Source organism: Halorubrum sp. CGM4_25_10-8A, assembly GCF_005435025.1.
Classification (GTDB): domain Archaea; phylum Halobacteriota; class Halobacteria; order Halobacteriales; family Haloferacaceae; genus Halorubrum; species Halorubrum ezzemoulense.
Map to the genome: position 1 here is coordinate 1 of NZ_SGTX01000032.1, position 20622 is coordinate 20622.

Annotated in this window: 21 protein-coding genes and 2 tRNA genes; 17 read left to right on the forward strand and 6 right to left on the reverse strand. The window is 69.3% G+C overall.

Going from position 1 to position 20622, the window contains the following annotated elements:
- The coding region (locus EXE52_RS17415) for a KaiC domain-containing protein (RefSeq protein ID WP_241988293.1) at window positions 1-886 on the forward strand (886 nt) is incomplete at its 5' end.
- Window positions 887-1383: 497 nt separating this feature from the next.
- Here the strand turns inward: EXE52_RS17415 and EXE52_RS17420 are convergent.
- Window positions 1384-1454 (reverse strand) — tRNA-Gly (locus tag EXE52_RS17420).
- 119 nt (window positions 1455-1573) lie between these two features.
- On the opposite strand from EXE52_RS17420, the gene EXE52_RS17425 reads away from it, so the two are divergent.
- Window positions 1574-3004: a M28 family metallopeptidase gene (locus tag EXE52_RS17425; protein ID WP_089308797.1), complete on the forward strand. Its 1431-nt coding sequence runs from the start codon at window positions 1574-1576 to the stop codon at window positions 3002-3004.
- Between the two features lie 33 nt (window positions 3005-3037).
- On the opposite strand, the gene nadE is transcribed toward EXE52_RS17425, so the two are convergent.
- Window positions 3038-4027 (reverse strand): NAD(+) synthase, encoded by a 990-nt coding sequence (gene nadE / locus EXE52_RS17430; protein ID WP_089308798.1) that lies wholly within the window; start codon window positions 4025-4027, stop codon window positions 3038-3040.
- 421 nt (window positions 4028-4448) lie between these two features.
- Here nadE and EXE52_RS17435 point away from each other — a divergent pair, with 421 nt between their 5' ends.
- Window positions 4449-4982 carry an Rrf2 family transcriptional regulator gene (locus EXE52_RS17435; protein ID WP_049932615.1) on the forward strand — a complete coding sequence of 178 codons (534 nt, stop codon included), beginning with the start codon at window positions 4449-4451 and terminating at the stop codon, window positions 4980-4982.
- 47 nt (window positions 4983-5029) lie between these two features.
- Here EXE52_RS17435 and truA read toward each other — a convergent pair whose 3' ends face one another.
- From truA to EXE52_RS17450, 3 genes are all read right to left on the reverse strand, one after another.
- The gene (gene truA / locus EXE52_RS17440) at window positions 5030-5947 is read right to left on the reverse strand and encodes a tRNA pseudouridine(38-40) synthase TruA (protein ID WP_089308799.1); all 918 of its coding nucleotides are present in this window, start codon (window positions 5945-5947) and stop codon (window positions 5030-5032) included.
- Between the two features lie 22 nt (window positions 5948-5969).
- Window positions 5970-6494 carry a universal stress protein gene (locus EXE52_RS17445; protein ID WP_049932617.1) on the reverse strand — a complete coding sequence of 175 codons (525 nt, stop codon included), beginning with the start codon at window positions 6492-6494 and terminating at the stop codon, window positions 5970-5972.
- 63 nt (window positions 6495-6557) lie between these two features.
- On the reverse strand, window positions 6558-6758 hold the full coding sequence (locus tag EXE52_RS17450; protein WP_086216656.1) for a XapX domain-containing protein: 201 nt from the start codon (window positions 6756-6758) through the stop codon (window positions 6558-6560).
- Between the two features lie 102 nt (window positions 6759-6860).
- On the opposite strand from EXE52_RS17450, the gene EXE52_RS17455 reads away from it, so the two are divergent.
- The 11 genes from EXE52_RS17455 to EXE52_RS17505 all read left to right on the forward strand — a co-directional run bounded on the left by EXE52_RS17455 (window position 6861) and on the right by EXE52_RS17505 (window position 14546).
- The gene (locus tag EXE52_RS17455) at window positions 6861-7427 is read left to right on the forward strand and encodes a peptidylprolyl isomerase (protein ID WP_049932621.1); all 567 of its coding nucleotides are present in this window, start codon (window positions 6861-6863) and stop codon (window positions 7425-7427) included.
- Between the two features lie 93 nt (window positions 7428-7520).
- Window positions 7521-7629, forward strand: a tRNA-Glu gene (locus EXE52_RS17460).
- A gap of 106 nt (window positions 7630-7735) precedes the next feature.
- On the forward strand, window positions 7736-8959 hold the full coding sequence (locus tag EXE52_RS17465) for a cystathionine gamma-synthase (RefSeq protein ID WP_086216657.1): 1224 nt from the start codon (window positions 7736-7738) through the stop codon (window positions 8957-8959).
- Between the two features lie 80 nt (window positions 8960-9039).
- Window positions 9040-9987 carry a D-2-hydroxyacid dehydrogenase gene (locus tag EXE52_RS17470; RefSeq protein WP_049932624.1) on the forward strand — a complete coding sequence of 316 codons (948 nt, stop codon included), beginning with the start codon at window positions 9040-9042 and terminating at the stop codon, window positions 9985-9987.
- 195 nt (window positions 9988-10182) lie between these two features.
- Window positions 10183-11181 (forward strand): phosphate uptake regulator PhoU, encoded by a 999-nt coding sequence (locus tag EXE52_RS17475; protein ID WP_049932625.1) that lies wholly within the window; start codon window positions 10183-10185, stop codon window positions 11179-11181.
- Window positions 11178-12071: an alpha/beta hydrolase gene (locus tag EXE52_RS17480; protein ID WP_089308800.1), complete on the forward strand. Its 894-nt coding sequence runs from the start codon at window positions 11178-11180 to the stop codon at window positions 12069-12071. The genes EXE52_RS17475 and EXE52_RS17480 overlap by 4 nt, the downstream gene beginning before the upstream one ends.
- Before the next feature lie 36 nt (window positions 12072-12107).
- Window positions 12108-12491, forward strand: coding sequence for a hypothetical protein (locus EXE52_RS17485; protein WP_089308801.1), 384 nt, complete (start codon window positions 12108-12110; stop codon window positions 12489-12491).
- Window positions 12492-12553: 62 nt separating this feature from the next.
- On the forward strand, window positions 12554-12835 hold the full coding sequence (locus tag EXE52_RS17490; RefSeq protein ID WP_049932629.1) for a ubiquitin-like small modifier protein 1: 282 nt from the start codon (window positions 12554-12556) through the stop codon (window positions 12833-12835).
- A complete protein-coding gene (locus EXE52_RS17495) occupies window positions 12832-13188 on the forward strand; it encodes a hypothetical protein (RefSeq protein ID WP_049932631.1) in 357 nt (118 codons plus the stop codon). The genes EXE52_RS17490 and EXE52_RS17495 overlap by 4 nt, the downstream gene beginning before the upstream one ends.
- Complete coding sequence (locus tag EXE52_RS17500) at window positions 13188-13766, forward strand: hypothetical protein (RefSeq protein ID WP_089308802.1); 579 nt, start codon at window positions 13188-13190, stop codon at window positions 13764-13766. The genes EXE52_RS17495 and EXE52_RS17500 overlap by 1 nt, the downstream gene beginning before the upstream one ends.
- A gap of 54 nt (window positions 13767-13820) precedes the next feature.
- The gene (locus EXE52_RS17505) at window positions 13821-14546 is read left to right on the forward strand and encodes a fumarylacetoacetate hydrolase family protein (protein WP_049932632.1); all 726 of its coding nucleotides are present in this window, start codon (window positions 13821-13823) and stop codon (window positions 14544-14546) included.
- 36 nt (window positions 14547-14582) lie between these two features.
- Here EXE52_RS17505 and EXE52_RS17510 read toward each other — a convergent pair whose 3' ends face one another.
- Window positions 14583-15422: a hypothetical protein gene (locus tag EXE52_RS17510; RefSeq protein ID WP_089308803.1), complete on the reverse strand. Its 840-nt coding sequence runs from the start codon at window positions 15420-15422 to the stop codon at window positions 14583-14585.
- A gap of 198 nt (window positions 15423-15620) precedes the next feature.
- Here EXE52_RS17510 and EXE52_RS17515 point away from each other — a divergent pair, with 198 nt between their 5' ends.
- The 3 genes from EXE52_RS17515 (at window position 15621) to EXE52_RS17525 (ending at window position 20052) form a co-directional block, all read left to right on the forward strand.
- Window positions 15621-16730, forward strand: a complete 1110-nt coding sequence (locus EXE52_RS17515) for a hypothetical protein (protein WP_089308804.1) — start codon at window positions 15621-15623, stop codon at window positions 16728-16730.
- A gap of 190 nt (window positions 16731-16920) precedes the next feature.
- Window positions 16921-19173 carry an NADP-dependent malic enzyme gene (locus tag EXE52_RS17520; protein ID WP_089308805.1) on the forward strand — a complete coding sequence of 751 codons (2253 nt, stop codon included), beginning with the start codon at window positions 16921-16923 and terminating at the stop codon, window positions 19171-19173.
- Window positions 19174-19239: 66 nt separating this feature from the next.
- Window positions 19240-20052: a MarR family transcriptional regulator gene (locus tag EXE52_RS17525; RefSeq protein WP_089308806.1), complete on the forward strand. Its 813-nt coding sequence runs from the start codon at window positions 19240-19242 to the stop codon at window positions 20050-20052.
- The last annotated feature ends 570 nt before the right edge of the window (window positions 20053-20622 follow it).

Below are 20622 nucleotides of genomic sequence, written 5' to 3' on the forward strand. Positions count from 1 at the left end.
CGGTCGTTCCGCCGCCGCCCGCCTCGCCGCCGAGGTCCCCGAACCCGAAGTCGTCGTCGCCGGCGCTCGCGGCTACCGCGGCGCCGCGAGCGCCGGCGACGACGACTTCGGGTTCGGGGACCTCGGCGGCGAGGCGGGCGGCGGCGGAACGACCGACTTCGACGTCGACCCGGAGGAGTTCGAGTCGGAGATCGAGCGGACCGACATCGGGATCGAGGGGCTCGACGACATGATCCTCGGGGGCGTCCCCAGCCGGTCGCTGCTGTCGGTCATCGGCGGCGCCGGAACCGGGAAGACGACGTTCGCGCTCCAGTTCCTCAACCACGCGCTCGAATCGGGGGAGAAGGGGATCTACATCACGCTCGAACAGACCCGGGAGTCGATCCTCGACACGGCGGCCGAGAAGGGGTGGTCGTTCCGCGAGCACGCGGCCGAGGACCGCCTCGCGGTCGTCGCCATCGACCCGATCGAGATGGCCAACTCGCTGTCGTCGATCCGGAACGACCTCGTCCGGCTCATCGCCGAGTTCGAGGCGGACCGGCTGGTGCTCGACTCCGTCTCGCTGCTGGAGATGATGTACGACCACCCCGCGAAGCGCCGCTCGGAAGTGTTCGGCTTCACGCGCTCGCTCAAGGAGGCGGGCGTGACGACCCTGCTCACATCGGAGGCGAGCGAGGAGACGCAGTACGCGTCCAGACACGGGATCGTGGAGTACCTGACGGACGCCGTCTTCGTCCTCCAGTACGTCCGCGCGTCGGACTTCCGCGAGACGCGGCTCGCAGTCGAGATCCAGAAGATCCGCGACGCGAACCACTCCCGCGAGACGAAGCCGTACGACATCACCGACACCGGCATCTCAGTGTACGACCAGGCGAACATCTTCTGAGCGGCCCGGGCGACGAGGTATCTAAACCGACACGCGTCGCCGCGGCGATTGCTTATACATGTCCGGAGTACCGCGGTAGCGCGCGCCTCCGAGTGGCCGCACCGGCGGCCGCGAGGAGCGCGTGCGAGGGAGTCACTCGCCCGGAGCAACGCGGAGGGCGACTGACGAGGTCGGCGAGGGGTGCGGTGCGGGGGATCTCAAAGGGGCAGCCGGGAGGACGACGCAGGCGACGCAAGCGCCGCAGGAACGAGCGAAGCGAGCGTGCGTCGTCCTCCCGGTTGGGACTTTGGAGGTGTTCACCGCAGATCCGCGGTCGGTTATTTTTAAACGAACGTGTGTATAAATGCGCTATAACCCGGGATCAGTGCCCGGAGAGGAAGTGATCGTTCGGTACGGGGCCAAACAGGAGAGTATCGGTGTTACCGTACTGCTTCAGTGACCCATTTCACGCTGTAGCGCCGCGGGAAATGCGGAAGACAGCCGCGTAAGCGTCCGGATGCACCGTCCGGGAATTGAACCCGGGCTATTAGCTTGGGAAGCTAATGTCCTACCACTGGACCAACGGTGCTCAAATCGAGATACCCGACCGTCCCACTTGAACGTAGCGTTTCACCGGGCGGGGCTCACTTCGCCGCCGCCCAGTGCCGCGAGCCACAGTCTTAAGCCGTCACCGACGGAGGCACGCCCATGGCCGAGGACGCAGCAACCGAGAGGCGAACCGACGCGGTCGACCGTGTGCGCGACCGCGCCGCGGAACTCGCCCCCGCGTTCGGATCGACGTGGACCGACGACGAGCCGTGGCGGTTCCTCACCGACCTCACGGCGATCGGGAGCCGGATGGCCGGCAGCGAGGGCGAGGCCCGGGGCGCCGACCTCGTCGCCGACGCCTTCGAGCGCGCGGGGCTCGCGGACGTTCGCACGGAGCCGTTCGACCTCCCGGCGTGGGAGCGCGGGTCGGCGTCGCTCGACGTGACCGTCTCCGGTCGGGACGGCGAGCCGACCACGCGGTCGTTCGAAGCCCTCGCGCTCCCGTACTCGCCGGGGGGCAGCGTCTCGGGCGAACTCGTCGACGTTGGGTACGGCACCCCGGCGGAGATCGACGAGCGCGACGTGGCGGGCCGGATCGCGGTCGCTTCGACGACCACCCCGGAGGGCGGGCGGTTCGTCCATCGCATGGAGAAGTTCGGCTACGCGGTCGACGCGGGCGCGGTCGGCTTCGTGTTCGTCAACCACCTCGACGGGCAGCTGCCGCCGACCGGGTCGCTCACGTTCGGCGAGGAGGCCGAGGCGGTCGCGGTCGGCGTTTCGAAGGAGACCGGCGCGTGGCTCCGCGAGTACGCGGTCGGTGGCGGGGGGGCCGGACCGAGCGGCTCCGGCGCCGTCGCGCAGGCCGAGCTGTCGGTCGAGGCGTCGACGACGCCGGGCGAGAGCCGCAACGTGATCGGTCGCGCCGGTCCGGACACCGACGAGCGCGTCCTCCTGCTCGCTCACTACGACGCCCACGACATCGCGGAGGGGGCGCTCGACAACGGCTGCGGCATCGCGACGGTCGCGACCGCGGCCGAGATCATCGCGGGCGCCGACCTCCCGCTCGGCGTCGATGTCGTCGCGGTCGGCGCCGAGGAGGTCGGCCTGCTCGGCGCGGAACACCTCGCCGAGCGCGTGGATCCGGACTCCGTGAAGGGCGTGGTCAACGTCGACGGCGCGGGACGGTTCCGCGACCTGATCGCGCTCGCACACGCCTCCACGGCGGCCGCGTCGGTGGCCGAAGCGGTGTCGGCCGCGACGCGCCAGCCGATCGAGGTCGACGCGCAGCCGCACCCGTTCTCCGACCAGTGGCCGTTCGTGCGCCGCGGCGTACCGGCGCTCCAGCTCCACAGCGACTCCGGCGACCGCGGGCGCGGGTGGGGCCACACCCACGCGGACACCCGCGACAAGGTCGACGACCGGAACGTCCGCGAACACGCGATGCTGACCGCCCTGCTCGTCGCCGAGTTCGCGGCGCCCGAGCGCGACCTCCCCCGCCTCGACCGCGACGAACTCGTGACCGCCTTCCGCGAGGCCGACTTCGAGACGGGGATGCGCGCGGCCGACCTCTGGCCGAGCGACTGGGACTGAACGGGGCGGCGTAGGCCGGTCCCGACCGCTCGCTCACTCCATGTCCCCGTCCGGCGTCGGCGGCGGGAGTCGCTTGTGCGCCGTCGCGCGGTGGCGGGCGAGCAGGTCCGCGACGAGGTCGCGGTCGATCCCGGCGAGTACGGCGGCAGCGGAGCCCTCGCCGCTGTCGTCGTCCGCAGTTCGGTCGACCTCGGCGACGGTCGCCGCAATTCGCTCGGCGACCGACTCGGAATCCAGTCCGCGGTCGACGCCGAGGTGGAGGACGGGGTCCACGACCTCGTAGGGCGCCCCGAGGTCGTCGGCGTCCCGCTGGCCCGGGAGGAACCCGGCCGTCGGTGGCTTCTCGACGACGAACTCCGGCACGTCGAGTTCGGCCGCGAGGGCACGGACGCCAGACTTGTACAGGTGTCCCAGCGGGAACACGTCGGCCGCGCCGTCACCGTGTTTCGTCAGGTAGCCTAAGAGCAGTTCGCTCCGGTTGGCGGTGCCGCAGACGAGGCGGTTCGTCGCGTTGGCGGCGAGGTAGGCGACGGTCATCCGGAGCCGAGCGACCGCGTTCCCCGATCGGACCGGTTCGTCGTGGAGGTCGAAGCGATCGGGGACGACCGCGCCGAACTGCGCGAACAGCGGCTGGAGGTGAACCGTGTCGTGTTCGATACCCAGCGCCGCCGCGAGCGCCTCGGCGTCCCGTGCGTGGGGCGCGCCGACCTTGTTACACGGGAGTATCAGCCCGTACACGCGCTCGGGACCGAGCGCCTCCACGGCGAGCGCGGCGGTCACCGTCGAGTCGAGCCCGCCGCTCATGTTCACCACGACGCCGTCGGCGGCCGCGGCGTCGACCCGCTCGGCGAGGAACGACCGGACGCGGTCGCGTTCGACCGCGGGGTCCCGGTCCGGGAGCAGCGCGCGAGGCAGCGACTCGGAGCTCGGATCGGACCGAGTCACTTGTCGGGCACCCGCCTCCGCCGACCGACCGGCCGAGACGGCCCGGTCGGACTCGAACGCCGACTCGCGGTCAGCCATCGACGCCCTCCGCTCGGTCCCTCGTCCGCGTTCTCTGCCGATTTACACCGCCGGTGAGCCGTCGCGGAGTGACGGGGTGTCCCTGCGAGCGGTGACAAACGTCGCGTTGATTCGTCATCAGTTGCCCGCCGCTTCCGGCTTCGGCGGTAAATACCTGCGGTGTAGATAGTATAAGGAATTAGTACAAAGTTACTCTGAACAGCGCACAATCGACCATAATTACAAAAATAAAGAACTTCAACTGGGACGAGAATTAAAAATATTCGAGAATAGTATCTAGCGAGAGGTTGTTTTTCCGTTACCGCATATCTGAGGTAGTAATCGCAGTACTTTCCAGAAATAACACGGTTTAGTTGGTCTCGTAAGCATATAATGACGTTATATACCAACATTTATCAGGAAGTTGCGCATCGAATTGTGTATGTCAGAAATCGAGTTGAGTTCAAGTCAAAGCCGGGTGCTCACTGCGCTCGTGAACCTCGCGGAAGGAGGGGACGACCCAGTACAGGGGCGAGAGATCGCTGACGCGATCGACCGCAACCCGGGGACGGTCCGGAACCGGATGGGTAGCCTCCGGACCCTCGGACTCGTCGAGGGCGTCGCCGGGCCGGACGGCGGATACATCCCGACCGACGGGGCGTACGACGCCCTCGACATCGAGCGGCTAGACGACGCCGCGACGACCCCGGTGGAGCGCGAGGGCATCCCCGTCGAGGACGTCACCGTCGCTGAGATAGACCTGTCGAGCGTCGCCAATCCGGAACTGTGTCGCGCCGAACTCGTGATCCGCGGTCCCGTCGGCCCGTTCGACGCGGGAGACCACGTGACCGTCGGGCCGACGCCCGCCACCGGGCTGCGGCTCTCTGGCGTGGTCGACGCGACGAACGTCGACGGCAACACCCTGCTGGTCCGCGTCGACGGCATGGAGACGCCGGCGGGCGGATCGGCGGCCTGACGGCCGCGGCCTCGGCGGTCCGGATCGTCCCTCCACGGCCGCCGAGCTCACTCTTCTTCGGCGGCCGAGAACAGCCTGTCGCGGACCGCGCCGGTGGCGGCGGCGGCGTGACGCGCGTCGCGGTGTCGCTCGCCGAATGCGACCCGCGCGCTCCGGGCGGCCTCGCGGTCGACCTCGAACGTCACGTCGGGGTAGCGCACGTCCCACAGCACGAGCGGTTCGGGCGGCGCGGGGCCGACCCCCCGCTCGCCGGGGATCGGGTCGGCGGCGAGCAGCCGTTCGATCCATGCGGGGTCGGCCGTTCCGCGACCCACGGCCCGGACCGCGGCGACGACCCGCCTGACGAGCGCCCGCGGGAACCCGTCCGTCGAGAGTTCGACGACGAGCGCGTCGCCCGCGCGGGTCGCCCGCGCGTCGAGGTCGCGGACCGTGCCAGTCTCGTCTGTCGTCAGGTTGTGGAAGTCGTGTTCGCCGTCGAACCGCGCGAGCGCGTCCCGGAGTCGGTCGTCGTCGACCGCGTGTTCGGGATCCGATCGCGCGGCGTCGGTCGAACCGCCCCCGTCGACCGCGGGGGCGTAGAGGTGGTACCGGTAGGTCCGGCGGACCGCGTCGTGCGTCGCGTGGAACTCCTCTCCGACGTCGGCGGCGGCCCACACGCGGACGGATCCCGGTAAGTGCCCGTTGAACGCGCGGGGGGTGAGCCACGTCGGCGCCTCGAAGGCGACGGTCTGGGCCACCGCCGAGACGCCGGCGTCGGTCCGCCCGGCCGCGGCGTAGCCGGGGGGCGTGGCGTGGGTCGCCCCGTCGCCGCGCTGGACGACGCCGTGGTCCGCGAGCGCTTCGAGGAGCGCGTCCGCCACCGTCTCGGCGTGCGGCTGTCGCTGGAAGCCGGCGTACTCTCGCCCGTCGTACGCGACCCGGAAGGCGCGCGTGACGGTCTCGAGACCGTTCGACGCGTCCGTCATGGGCGTTCGCTCGGCGCGGCCGTCACTGCCCGTCCGACGCTCCGCGTCCGCCCGTCGCGTCGCCGTCGTCGGCCGGCTCTCGATCCGCCTGATCCGCCGGCTCCCGATCCCCTTCGTCCGTCGGCTCGGTCATCGGAACGGTCACCACCGGTACCGACGCGACGCGGACGACCTTCTCGGTGACGCTCCCGAGGAGCAGCCGTCGGATCCCCTGTCGAGTGTGGCTCGGCATGACGACGAGGTCGGCGCCGTCCTCGATCGCGTTCTCGATGACGTCCAGCGGCTCGCCGCGGACGACGTCGCCGACCGTCTCGACGCCGGCTTCCTCCAGCTCCGCGGTCACCGCTTCCACCCGCTCCTCGGCCGCGTCGACGAGGCGGTCGGAGAACGCGCCCGTCCGCGGCCCGGCGAGCGTGTCGACCGCGGTGTCGGCGGCCGAGACGACGTGGACGGTCGCGCCGTATCGCTCGGCGAGGCTGGCCGCGTGCGGGATCGCGTCGTTCGCCTCGCCGCCGGGTGCGACGGGGAGGAGGATCTGGTCGTACATGCGCGGTACTGCTCGCGCCCGCCGGAAAACGATACCGGCCGTCGGTGGTCCGGGGCGGGGGCGTCACAGCCCGAGCGCGTCCAGCAGGTCGAACCCGACGCCGGCGTAGCCGACGAGCTTGAAACCGAGGTAGATGCCGACGATCGCCATCACGCCCGGCAGCTCCGGGGGCGCGGGGATCGGAACGCGGAGGAATGCGAACAGCGCGCCGACCGTCACCCCGACGACGAGCGCGGCGACGGTCAGGACCGCGGTCGAACTCATGTCGACGCGTCCGCGGCGTTCGCTTATAACTGCGGTGTTCGCGGCCGGGGACGACCCGCGCGGATGGGCAGGGTTTTCCGACGGGCGCCCTTCCTTGTGGACATGGCACGAGAGGTTTCCGATCCCGACAACCCGCAGGTGACGCTTCAGACCAACCACGGCGACATCGTCGTCGAGCTCTTCGCCGATCGCGCGCCGAAGACGGTCGAGAACTTCCTCGGGCTGGCGCGTCACGACCCCGCGGCCGACGCGGAGCCCGCGCCCGAGACGAACACGTGGGAGGACCCCAAGAGCGGCGAGGTCCGCGGCGACTCGCTGTACGAGGGCATCGTCTTCCACCGCGTCATCGACGACTTCATGATCCAAGGCGGCGACCCGATGGAGAACGGCCGCGGCGGTCCCGGCTACGAGTTCGACGACGAGTTCCACGACGACCTCACCCACGACGGACCCGGGATCCTGTCGATGGCGAACTCCGGCCCGAACACGAACGGCTCGCAGTTCTTCATCACGCTCGACGCGACCCCGCACCTCGACGGCAAGCACGCCGTCTTCGGGCATGTCATCGACGGGATGGACGTCGTCGAGGAGATCGGCGGCGTGCCGACCGGGCGCAACGACGACCCCCGCGAGGCCGTCGAGATCGAGCGCGTCGACGTCGACGAGTAACGGTTTCGCCTCCGCACCGACTGCGTGCGTCACCGTCGCACGCTGCGGGGAGTTGAGAAGAGTTAAATTGTCCCCGACGTAAGCATCGTTCACGCTCGGTTGGTGTAGTCCGGCCAATCATGTTGGCCTTTCGGCGGACGCGGCGCCTCGGCGCCGGTTCGGAAGTCAGCCGACGACCAGGGTTCAAATCCCTGACCGAGCATCCATCATCACCGCGAGCGGCGCGTCTCCTTCTCTGAGCGGCGCGTCGCTACCTCCCCGGCCGCCCGAATGGGAAGAATCACTTTCCTCGGCGACGACGCGTATCCATGAGCGATACACCCGAGAACGGCGGCGACGGTGACGACGCCGGTAGCGACCCTGACGCCGGCGCCCCCGATGAGCACCGGTTCGAGACCCTCGCGATCCACGCCGGACAGGAGCCCGACCCGGAAACGGGGGCGTTGATGACCCCGATCCACGCGAACTCCACCTACGAGCAGGACAGGCCGGGCGACCACCGCGGCTACGAGTACAGCCGGACCGGGAACCCGACGCGGAGCGACCTGGAGGCGAACCTCGCCTCGCTGGAGTCGGGCAGCCACGCGCGCTGTTTCTCCTCCGGCATGGGGGCGATCAACACCGTCCTCAACCTGCTTTCGGCTGGCGACCACGTCGTCGCCGGCGACGACGTGTACGGGGGGACCCACCGCATCCTCACGCAGGTGTACGACGAGTACGACATCGACACCACGTTCGTCGACACGACCGACCACGATGCGGTCCGGGCGGCGATGCGCGAGGAGACCGAGCTGGTTTGGGTCGAGACGCCGACGAACCCCCTGATGAACGTCAACGACATCGGCGCGCTCGCCGACATCGCCCACGAGGGCGACGCGCTCTGCGCGGTCGACAACACGTTCGCGACGCCGTACCTCCAGCGCCCGCTCGAACACGGCGCCGACATCGTCTCCCAGTCGCTGACGAAGTACCTCGGCGGGCACTCGGACACCATCGGCGGCGCCCTGATCGTCGACGACGAGGAACTGGACGAGCGGCTCGGCTTCTACCAGAACTCCGTCGGCGCGACGCCCGGCCCGTTCGACGCGTTCCTCGTCCTCCGCGGGACGAAGACGCTCCCCGTCCGGATGGACCGACACTGCGAGAACGCGATGGCGCTCGCGGAGTGGCTGGAGAGACACGACGCGGTCGAGCGCGTCTACTACCCCGGGTTGGAGTCGCACCCCGACCACGAGCTGGCGGCCGCGCAGATGGACGACTTCGGCGGCATGCTGTCGTTCGAGCTGGACGGCACCCTCGAAGAGGCGTCGACGGCCGTAAGCGAGACGGAGGTGTTCACCCTCGCGGAGTCGCTCGGCGGCGTCGAGAGCCTGATCGAGCAGCCCGCCGCGATGACCCACGCTGCCATCCCGCGTGAGGAGCGGATCGCGGCCGGGCTCACCGACGGCCTCATCCGGGTGTCGGTGGGGATCGAACACGTCGACGACATGAAGGCGGACCTCCGGGCGGCGTTCGACGCGGCGCTGTCGTAGCCCGCCCCGACGGGGTTCGGCGCTCCGCCGGTCACCAAGCGACTGACACCATTTTTATCGGTCCCGGCGAGACAGCCCCCATGAGCGATCCAGACGTCTTGGTGCTTCGACAGACGATCCACGGGCTGGGCCCCGACGAACTGGCGTCGGCGATCCGCGAGCGGCTCCCCGACGCGACGGTCGCGCGAGCGCGAACGCCCGCGGAGGAACTGGAGCTGATCCGGACGGCGCGGGTCGCCGTCGGGCTCAACGTCGACGAGGAGCTGCTCGCCGCCGCGGAGGAGCTGGAGCTGTTCGCCTGCGTGTTCGCGGGGACGGGCCACCTGCCGCGCGACCTGCTCGCGGACCACGGAATCGCCGTGACGAACGCTTCGGGCGTCCACGGGCCGAACATCGCCGAACACGTCGTCGGCTCGATGATCGCGCACGCGCGACAGTTCCACCGGGCGTACCGGCAGCAGACCCGCCGGGAGTGGCGCACCTACGAGACGACGGAGTTGTACGACTCGACCGTCTCCGTGGTCGGGCTCGGCGCCATTGGACGGGCCGTCGTCGACCGCTTAGAGGCGTTCGACGTCGACACCGTCGGCGTCCGCTACTCTCCGGAGAAGGGCGGGCCGACCGACGAGGTGTACGGATTCGACGAGTTTCACGAGGCCGTCACCGGGGCGGAGTACGTCGTCTTGGCCTGTCCACTCACGGAGACGACGCGGGGGCTGGTCGACGCCGACGCGCTCAGGACGATGCGGGCCGACGCCGTCCTCGTCAACATCGCTCGGGGGCCAATCGTCGACACGGACGCCTTGGTAACGGAGCTCCGGAACAACCGTATCCGCGGCGCGGCGCTGGATGTCACCGACCCGGAGCCGCTGCCGGAGGACCACCCGCTGTGGGGGCTGTCGAACGCGACGATCACGCCGCACAACGCCGGCCACACCCCCGAGTACTACGAACGCGTCGCGGATATCCTCGCCGACAACGTCGCGCGGTTGAACGCCGGCGACGAACTCCGTAACCGCGTGGTCTGAGACGACACCGAGAAAACACGCCGGTCGTATCCATACTGAAGTGTAGGTATATATAGTAAAATTACTTCTCTATTTATCGGCCCTAGGCATTCTCCACTGCCGTTTTGCGGGCTATTTGACGACAGACGTCTCGCTCGGTGTTCGGCAGTATATATTTTGATCAAAATTAAGGTGTTCCGCTCCGGAGGGTCGGGTATGGAAACGCGGAAGGTCCAAGTCACCGGCGGCTCGACGTACACCGTCTCGATTCCGAAGACGTGGGCGACTGAGAACGACGTCGAGGCCGGGACGGAGATCGAGTTCCACCCCGACGGCGACTCCCTGTTTCTCACCCCGCGGTCGGAGGACGAGCGGATGCGGGGGACGCTCGACATCGCGGACCTGTCCGGGCAGGCACTCCAGCGGGCGGTGACGACGATGTACGTCAGCGGCTTCGACGTCATCGAACTGGAGGCGGCCGAGATCACCACCGAGCAGCGCTCGACGATCCGCGACGCGGTCCAGAGTCTCGTCGGCCTAGAGGTGTTAGAGGAGACGCGGGACCGCGTCGTCGTCCAGGACCTCCTCGACTCCTCCGAGCTTTCGATCCACAACGCGGTCACGCGGATGCGGCTGATCTCGCTGTCGATGCTCGAAGACGCGATCACCGCGCTCGCCGACCGCGACCACGACCTCGCGCGCGACGTGATCGGCCGCGACGACGACCTCGACCGGCTGTGGCTCGTGGTCTCGCGGATCTTCCGCGCGACGCTGCGAACGCCGAAGGCGGCCGAGGAGCTCGGGCTCCCCCGCGAGGAGTGTTTCGACTACCACTCCAGCGCTCGCCAGTTAGAGCGGATCGGCGACCACGCGACGAAGATCGCGCACCTGACCCTGAACATCGAGGACCCGCTTCCCGACGACGTCGTGGAGGCGGTGAACGACCTCCACGGCGACGCGGTCGACGTGATCGACACCGCGATGGACGCGCTGTTCGACGACGACACCGAGGCGGCTACCCGACGAGCGAACGAGGCGAGAACCGGCGTCAGAGCGATCGACGAGCGCGTCAGGTCCATCGACGAGGTCCTCCGCGACCTCGACCCCACCCGCGCGCAACTGCTCGGGCTCGTCGTCGACTCGGTCCTCCGGTCGGCCGACTACGGCGGGAACATCGCCGAGACGGCCCTCCAGAAGGCCGCGCCGACGCCGTGAGGGAAGCGGAGGGGATCGCTCACCGACTCCCCGGACCCCGGCGGCTCGCGGTCGCCGGCGGTGCGATCGTCCTCTTCGTCGCGATCGTCGTCGGCGGCGCCGCCGCGTACTTCGCTGCCGGTATGGGACCGGACGCGGACGCGGTTGCGGCGGTCGAGGCGGACCCGGACATAACCGTCGACCGGACGGCGGTCGGGACCGCGGTCCGCGACGGACCGGTGACGGCGTCGACCGTCGGACTCGTTTACTACCCCGGCGCGCGGGTGGCTCACGAGAGCTACGTCCCCACCGCCGCCGAGATCGTCGCCGCGTCCGACCGGGTCGCGCTCGTCGTCGTGGTGGACGCTCCCCTCAACCTCGCCGTCCTCGCGCCGGACCGTGCCGATCGCGTGCGCGAGCGTCACCCGGAGGTCGGCGTCTGGGCCGTCGGCGGCCACTCGCTCGGCGGTGCCATGGCCTGCCGGCACGCCGCCGAGAACGCCGCGGCCTACGAGGCGCTCGTCCTCCACGCCGCGTACTGCGACCGCGACGTCTCCGACAGCGGCCTTGACGTGCTCTCGGTGCTCGGCGGCGCGGACGGCGTGATCGACGCCGAACGGGAGCGCGCGTCGCGGGCGAACCTCCCGGCGGACGCGCGGATCGTGAAACTCGACGGCGTCAACCACGCCGGGTTCGGGGCCTACGGCCCGCAGCGCGGCGACGGTCCCGCGTCGCTGTCGCCCGACGCCAGCCGGGAGGCGGTCGGGAACGCGACCGGGACGTGGCTCTCGGAAGGGGGCGCGGCGACCCGCAGTGTCGAGCCGCGACTAGTTCCGGACCGCGGCGCGTGGTCGGTCGCCGACCGTGGCCCGCGGTCGCCCGGTTCCGCCGTGCTCGTCGTTGCCGGGTGAGCGGGTTTTTTGAGCGCGCTCCCCCGAGGGGATCCCATGCCAGAGATCGAACTCGGCGTGCCGAGGGGCGTCATCGAGTCGCTTCCGGAGGAGGAGGGGACCACCGAGCAGGACATGCGGCGCGCCATCGCGGGGATCCAGTCGCGACTGAACGAGGCGCTCGACGAGGCCGACCCCGACGAGGCAGCCGAGGTCGTCGCCGACGCGGTCGAGCGCATGGAGTCGCAGGCGAGCACCTACCACGAGTTCGTCCCGGAACTCCGCGCGTGGGGGCAGTCGCCGATCTACGCGATCGCGTGGCGGAACCTCTACCTCGAGCTCATCGGCCAGCTGTACGACCACGAGTGGCTTGCCGACGACCTCGACCGGGAGCGGAACTTCCGGCTGGTCGAGGACGGGATTCGCCTCTCCGACCTGTGACCAAGCGACCGTCGCCTTCCGTGGCCGACCGCTTTTAACCCGCCGCGACCCGACGTACGGGTATGGAACTGGAACTGCGGTTCTTCGCGACGTTTCGCGAGGCCGCCGGCGGGAAGACGGTGAACGCGGAGTTCGCCGACGCCGCGACCGTCGGCGACGTGCTGCGCGAACTGGAGTCGGAGTACGAGGGGATGGAGGGCCGACTGATCGCCGACGGGGACCTCGCCCCGCAGATCAACGTCCTGAAGAACGGCCGCGAGGTGCTCCACCTCGACGGGCTCGACACACCGATGGCGGACGGGGACCGGCTCTCCGTGTTCCCGCCCGTCGCGGGGGGCGCATGAGCGACGACGGCTCGGCGACCGCCGAGGACGTGGTCGACGACGCGGACGCTTCCGGCCTCCCGCCGGCCGAGGAGGGGTGGGAGCGCGAGACGGTCGCGTACCGCGGTATCTCTCGGCGGCTCGCCGCCCATTACCTCAGGAACTTGGGCGGGGAACTCGTCGGGACCGACGAGCCCGCGGAGGCGACCAGCGTGGCGGGCGACGGCTGGCGGGCGGCCCTCAGCGCCGAGAAGGTGACCGCCGCGGCCGCGATCGAGATCACGGAGGTGACCGCCGAGTTCGCGGGCGACCCGGACGCCCTCGGTGACCTCCTCCCGAAATACCGGCAGAAGGCCATGCGCGCCGGCGGGTGATGTCCGACGACGACAGCGAGTCCGGCGACCACGGAGAGGACGCCGACGGCCGCAAAGGGAACGCCGACGGCGAGGTCGACGGTCGTGGAGCGGACGCCGACCGGGACCCGGGGACGTACCCCATCGAGGGGACGGCGCTGGTGAAGACGACCGCGCTTGCGAGCGTGCCCGCTGCGCGCGTGCCGACGCTCCTCGCGCGCGTCCAATCCGACCTCTGCCCCAGAATCGACGCGTATCGCCGGAGGTACGAGCAGATCGAGGCCGAGCCGGGGCGCGAGACGTTCCTTGTTGAGCCGGACCACTGGGACGAGGTGGCCGAGCGCGTCGGGCTCTCCGAGCGCGAGCGCGACGCCGTCGTCCGCGCGCACGAGGCCGCGGTCGAACGGCTCGGGGCCGGGAGCGGTCGCCGGGCGGAGTTCGACGCCGCCCTAGAAATCCGGTCGGCCGTTGTCATCGGTCTCGACGAAGATGGGGACGGCGGTCGTGAGGAGGATGCCGGTCGTGAGGCGGACGGTAGTCGTGAGGAGGATACCGGTCGTGAGGCGGACGGTAGTCGCGAGGCGGACAGCGACGATTGATCCGGGCCGTGCCGCCACCGACGCCTTTTCGAACCGCAGCGCAGAGGTGCCTGTATGCGACTCGCTCGACTGCTCACGCCGGACGGTCCCGTGGTTGGCCGATACGACGACGGCACAGTCGTCGCCGACGACGGCCGGTACGAGGTCGGCCGCGACGGCCGACTGCTCCCGCCGTGTGACCCCACCGCGCTGTACTGCGTCGGCCGGAACTACGCCGAGACGCTCGACCAGATGGACTACGAACGGCCCGAGGTGCCGGATTTCTTCATCAAGCCCCCGACGAGCCTGCTCGCGCACGGCGAGGAAATCCGATATCCAGAGTGGACCGACGAGCTGACGTACGCCGGCGAACTTGTCGCCGTGCTCGACGAACGGTGCCGGGATCTCGCCCCCGAGGACGTCCCGGAGGTCGTCCGCGGCTACACGATACTGAACGATGTCGACGCGCTCGACCAGCAGGGCCGGACCGCGCGGAAGGCGTTCGACGGGTCGGCGCCGCTGGGCCCGTGGATCGAGACCGACGTGGACCCGACGGATATCGACATCGAGACTACCGTGGGCGGCGAGGTGCGACAGGACGCGAACACCGAACTGATGCTGTTCGGTCCCCGAGAGGTCGTCTCGTACCTCTCGAAGCGGTTCACGTTCGAGCCCGGCGACTGTGTCGCGTTCGGCAGTCCGGCGAATCCCGGGCTCGTCGAACCCGGCGAGCGGGTCGAAATCACCTACGAGGGGATCGGGACGCTCTCGAACGCGGTGGTCGCGCCGGACGGGGAGTGACGGCGCCGAGTTCGGCCGGGTGAACGCCGGGTGATCTCACCGATCCGCGGGGTCGAAGTCGTCGACGCTCGCGTCGTCGATCAGGCGGTTGGCGGTCGTCAGCGTCGTCTCGTCGCCGGTCCGCACGTAGGTCCCGAGCGCGTCGGCCGCCTTCACGAGCCCGTCCGCGGCCGCGGGCGGCACGTCGCCCCCGAGGGCGTCGGCGCGCGCGACGCGGTCGCGAAGGCGCTCGAACGCGTCGCGAGCGGGACCGATCCGAGAGCCGGGGCTCTCTCCTTCGACGGTAACCGCCGGGGAGTCGCCCTCGGCGTCGGCGGTGCGTTCCGCCCCGTCCGGTCCGGCGCCGGATTCGAGTTCGTCGAGGAAGTCGAGCGCGTCGCTGCGGTACGCCTCGACCGCGCGCACGGCGGCCATCCCTCGGGCCTCGCGGAGCGCGGTCGGTACCTCCCCCGCAGCCGGGCGCTCGCCGTCGACGGCGCCGGCGAGCAGCCCGAGGAGGTACTCGCGATCGGCGTCGGTCGGGTCCCGGAGCCGTTCAAAGCAGTCGACCGCCTCCAGCAGCTCTCGGGCAGCGAGGTAGGTCTCGTCGAGCGGCACGAGACGCCCGCCGTCGATGAACCCGCGCTTCCGGCAGTACTCTCGGAGGTCGGACTGGAGCTCGTCGACGCCAGAGCGCGGGAGCGTCCCGGTCGCGTTCCCGAACCGCTCGCGGTGCGCCGCGAGGTCGAGCGCGACGGGCGCGTCGGTGTGTGCCGTCCGGGCGTCGACGCCGACGCTGCGCAGGTCGCCGCAGCTCGGACACGCGACGGAGCCCGTCTCGTAGTACGACCACCGCGTGCCACAGGACTGGCACTCGCGTTCGCCGCGGACCTTCATGCGTTCGGCTTCGTCGCGTCCGCCCTAAATGACTGCGGGTCGAGCGTGTGGCCACGCGGGATACGGGCGAGCCGTGCGATCTCGCGAGACGGGCGGTCGCGGAACGGGCGGCCGCGGGACGGGCGGCCGCGGAACAGGCACCTCCCTACAGGCGGCTCGGGTACCAGCATATTTCATCCCTTCCGGCGAACGATCGGTATGAGCTGGCACGCCGTCGACGCGGTCGACCGCGCCGTCGACGCGACGCGACGGTTACTCTTTCCGTTCGAGGCGGTCCGATGGGCGAAGCTCGCCGCCCTCGCGGCCGGCATGGCGGGCGGCGGCGCCGCGGCGTCGTACGTCGGTGCCTCGTCACTCGGCGCTTCGACGGCCGGGCTCGTGGGGTGGGCGACATCTACCTCGACGGGCGTCGGGGCGGGACCGGTGGGGATCGGACGCATCGTCGGTCCGGCAGCCGAGCGCGTCGCGGGACTCGACGACGCGCTGCTCGTCGCGGCCGCGGTCGGGGGGCTGGTCGCGGCGTTCGCGCTCGTCACGTGTTCGGTCGCATTCCGGCTCGCGTTCTACGACGCGCTCGCGACGACGGAAGTCGCGCTCTGGCGACCGTTTCGTACACGGTTTCGGCAGGCCCTCGGGCTGTCGGCCGTCGTGACGGCCGGCGCGGTCGTCGCCGCGATACCGGCGGCCGCGTTCACGGTCGTTGCCGCAGACTCTGCTGTGTCGGGCGCGGCGGGCGTAGAGGTCGGCGGGGTACCCGGTGCCTCTGAGGTCGCGGTCGTCGCGCTCGGAGTCACCGCTGGCGGCGTAGCGCTGATCGGGACCGTCGGCTCCCGGCTCACGCTGGAGCTCGTCGCGCCGGCGATGGTCGCCCGCGACGTCGGGGTGCTTGCCGGGTGGCGGACGGTTTGGGCCTCGCTCCGCGAGTCGCTGAGCGATGTCGCGGTCTACCTCGCGGTTCACGCCGTCGTCGCGGCGAGCGCCGGGATCGTCCGGGCCGTCGCAGTCGCCTCCGTCGGCGGGGTGGTCGCCGCGGTCGGCCTCGTCGTGCTGGTGCTCGCCGCGGTCCCGCTCGGCGGAGTGGCGGCGTTGGTCGAGACGACCGCGGGGGCGATCGTGCTCGCGACCGTCCTGCTGTGTGCGGTCGCCGCCGTCGCGGTGCTGACGCTCCCCGTCCTCATCGTGGCGCGGACGTACCTGACGGCGTACGAAGTCTCGACGCTCGCCGGGCTCGCTCCGGGGCTGGCTCCGCTGGCGCCGACGCTCGTCGCGAGCGACGACTCGGAGCCAGCCGACGGTGGGCCGGTCTGAGGACGCGCCGACGGGGCTCCGCGGTCGACGGACATCCAAGTTGTCGACGAGCATCGAAACGCCAACACACATCGAGATCTCGTTGAAGTACTTCGATGCCGTCGAAGGGCGCCGCAAGATCGTCGAACGTCGAATCACACACTCGACACCATCGCATACCTTTTTACTCCGTTCACGAATGGAGAAAGACATGGGACTAGACGACGACGCCCGGGAGTATCACCGGCAGGAGCCGCCCGGAAAGATCGAGATAGAGACGACGAAGCCGACGAACACCCAGCGAGACCTCTCGCTGGCGTACTCCCCCGGGGTCGCGGCGCCGTGCCGCGATATCGCGGCCGACCCGGAGTCCGTCTTCGAGTACACGGCGAAGGGGAACCTCGTCGCGGTCGTCTCGAACGGCTCGGCCGTCCTCGGGCTCGGTGACATCGGCGCGGCCGCCTCGAAGCCCGTGATGGAAGGGAAGGGGGTGCTGTTCAAGCGGTTCGCCGACATCGACGTGTTCGACATCGAGCTCGACATCGACGCCGTCGACCCGTTCTGCGAGGCCGTGAAGGCGATGGAGCCGACGTTCGGCGGCATCAACCTCGAGGACATCAAGGCCCCGGAGTGTTTCAAGATCGAGGAGCGGCTCCGCGAGGAGATGGAGATCCCGGTGTTCCACGACGACCAGCACGGCACCGCGATCATCTCCGGCGCGGCGCTGATGAACGCGGTCGACATCTCCGATAAGGACCTCTCGGAGCTCGACATCGTCTTCTCCGGCGCCGGCGCGTCGGCCATCGCGACGGCCCGGTTCTACGTCTCGCTGGGGGCGCGCGAAGAGAACATCACAATGTGCGACTCCTCCGGGATCATCACCGAAGAGCGGGTGGCGGCCGGCGACGTCAACGAGTACAAAAGCCAGTTCGCCACCCCCGTCGAAGACGGCGATCTCGCGGACGCCATGGACGGCGCAGACGTGTTCGTCGGGCTCTCCGTCGGGGGTATCGTCTCGCAGGAGATGGTCCGCTCGATGGCCGCGGACCCGATCATCTTCGCGATGGCGAACCCCGACCCGGAGATCACCTACGAGGACGCCAAGGACGCCCGGGACGACACAGTGATCATGGCGACTGGTCGGTCCGACTACCCGAACATGGTGAACAACGTCCTCGGGTTCCCCTTCCTGTTCCGCGGGGCGCTCGACGTGCGTGCGACCGAGATCAACGAGGAGATGAAGGCGGCCGCCGCGGAGGCGCTAGCCGACCTCGCGCGCAAGGACGTTCCGGACGCGGTCGTGAAGGCGTACGGCGACGACCCGCTCCAGTTCGGTCCCGACTACGTCATTCCGAAGCCGCTCGATCCGCGGGTGCTGTTCGAGGTGGCGCCGCGCGTCGCGGAGGCGGCGATGGAGTCCGGATCGGCCAGGACGGAGATCGATCTGAACCAGTACCGCGAGCGCCTCGAGGCTCGCCTGGGGAAGTCCCGCGAGATGATGCGGGTCGTGTTGAACAAGGCGAAAAGCGACCCGAAGCGGATCGCGCTCGCGGAGGGCACCGACGAGAAGATGATCCGCGCGGCCTACCAGCTCTCCGAGCAGGGGATCGCGGAGCCGGTGTTGCTCGGCGACGCCGACACCATCTCCCGGACCGCGTCCGAGCTCGGGCTCTCGTTCCGCCCCGAGGTGGTCGACCCGGACGAGCGGGACGTCTCCGGATACGGTGAGCGGCTGTACGAGCTCCGAAAGCGCAAGGGGATCACCAAACGCGAGGCCGACGATTTGGTCAAACGGGACACCAACTACCTCGGGAGCGTGATGGTAGAAACCGGCGACGTCGACGCGATGCTCACCGGGCTCACGCACCACTACCCGTCCGCGCTCCGGCCGCCCCTCCAGATAGTCGGTTCGGCGGCCGACACGGACACCGTCGCCGGCGTGTACATGCTCACCTTCAAGAACCGGGTGATATTCTGTGCGGACACGACCGTCAATCAGGACCCCGACGCGGAGACGCTGGCGGAGGTCACGCGACACACGGCGGACCTCGCGCGACGGTTCAACGTCGAACCGCGCGCCGCGATGCTTTCGTACTCGAACTTCGGGAGCGTCGACAACGAGGGGACGCGGAAGCCGCGCGACGCGGTCGACATCCTACAGTCCGACGACGTGGTCGACTTCCCGGTCGACGGGGAGATGCAGGCCGACACCGCGGTCGTCGACGACATCCTCAACGGGACCTACGAGTTCTCCGAACTTGACGAGGCGGCCAACGTCCTCGTGTTCCCGAACCTTGAGGCCGGGAACATCGGATACAAACTCCTTCAGCGGCTCGGGGGCGCCGAGGCCATCGGACCGATGCTCGTCGGCATGGACGAGCCGGTCCACGTCCTCCAGCGTGGCGACGAGGTGAAGGATATCGTCAACCTTGCGAGCGTCGCCGTCGTGGACGCCCAAGAGTAGCTCGCCGGGTGTACCGCGGGCGCCGGGACACCAATTTTACTTGTTTCCGACTACAACATCGGTGGTATGGGAACGAGCGAGGATCCGGACGAGCCGGCCGGGCCGCGAGTGCTGGATAACAGGCGCGACGCGACTCGTTACCGGGTTCTCGTCGAGATCGCCGCGCGGCAGCCGGCGGTGAGCCAAGAAGAGATCGCGGACGTCATCGGTGTGACCTCGCAGGCGGTGAGCGACTACGTCCGCGACTTGGTCGACGGAGGGTTCGTGGAGAAACGCGGTCGAGGTCGGTACGAGGTGACCAAAGAGGGAGTCGACTGGATAATCACGCGAACCGACGCCCTCTCGGACTTCGTGTCTCGTGTGTCCGACGATGTTCTGGGAAGCGTCGACGTCGACGCCGCCGTGGCGACCGACGCGGTTGCGGAAGGTGACGACGTCGGGCTGGAGATGCGCGACGGCGTGCTACACGCCGTCCCGGAGGGGGGATCGGCGACAGCGGTCGTCGTCACCGGCGGTGAGGCCGGAGAGGCGGTCGGCGTCACCGACTTCGAGGGGGTCGTCGAGTACGATCCGGGCGTGGTGACGGTCGTGTCCGTCCCGGCGGTGACCGAAGGGAGCCCGCCGTCTCCCGAGGTCATCACGGATCGCGCCGCGGACGCGGATCTGATCGCGGTCGGTGGGACCGAAGCCTACGCGCTCGCGACGCGGACCGGGATCCGGCCGGACATCCGATTCGGTTCGGCGACGGGCGTGTCTCAGGCCGCCCTCCGGGGCTTGGACGTGCTGTTGCTCGTTTCGACCGACGAGCTTTCTCGCCACACGACGCGACTCCGTGAAGACGGCGTTCGGTATGAGGTCCGCGACTCTCTCACACCGTAGGTCGGTACGTCGGTCGCTGTGGTTTCGTACGGTGAGACACACCGTGTTTCCGGTGAAATGGGGCTATCTTGGGTGGGAGCGACTTCGCTGTGGGCGGTTTAGTTATCTATCTGACCGATATAGAACAACAGGATTTATATCCTACATCAGAGTAAAGCTCGCCAAGCGAAATGAGCGACAGCTCGCCGAGCGATACATGCGTTTCACCGGAAACTACTATTCTACTGAGAGCTCGCACTTTGACGGAAGCCCGCACTTTGACCGAAGCCCGTACTTCGTTGGAAGCCCACACCCCATCTGAAGCCTGAGTTTCACCGGAAACACGGTCTCCCCCCTGTTGGTCGACCCGCCTGAGGCACTCAGCGAACACCTCGTTTCCGGTGAAACAGTCTCCTCAGACAGTGTCCGTTGACCTCTCCACACCCGTATCCCCGAATTTTCCAACGGTCATCTCTTCTCCGCTCACTCCTCCCAGCCGAATTACTCTATGAGCCCGATCACTCCATGCGTTGGAGCGCGTCACATGCCGGCTCACTCCGTGAGTACTTCCCCTGCCCGCCACCCCACGGC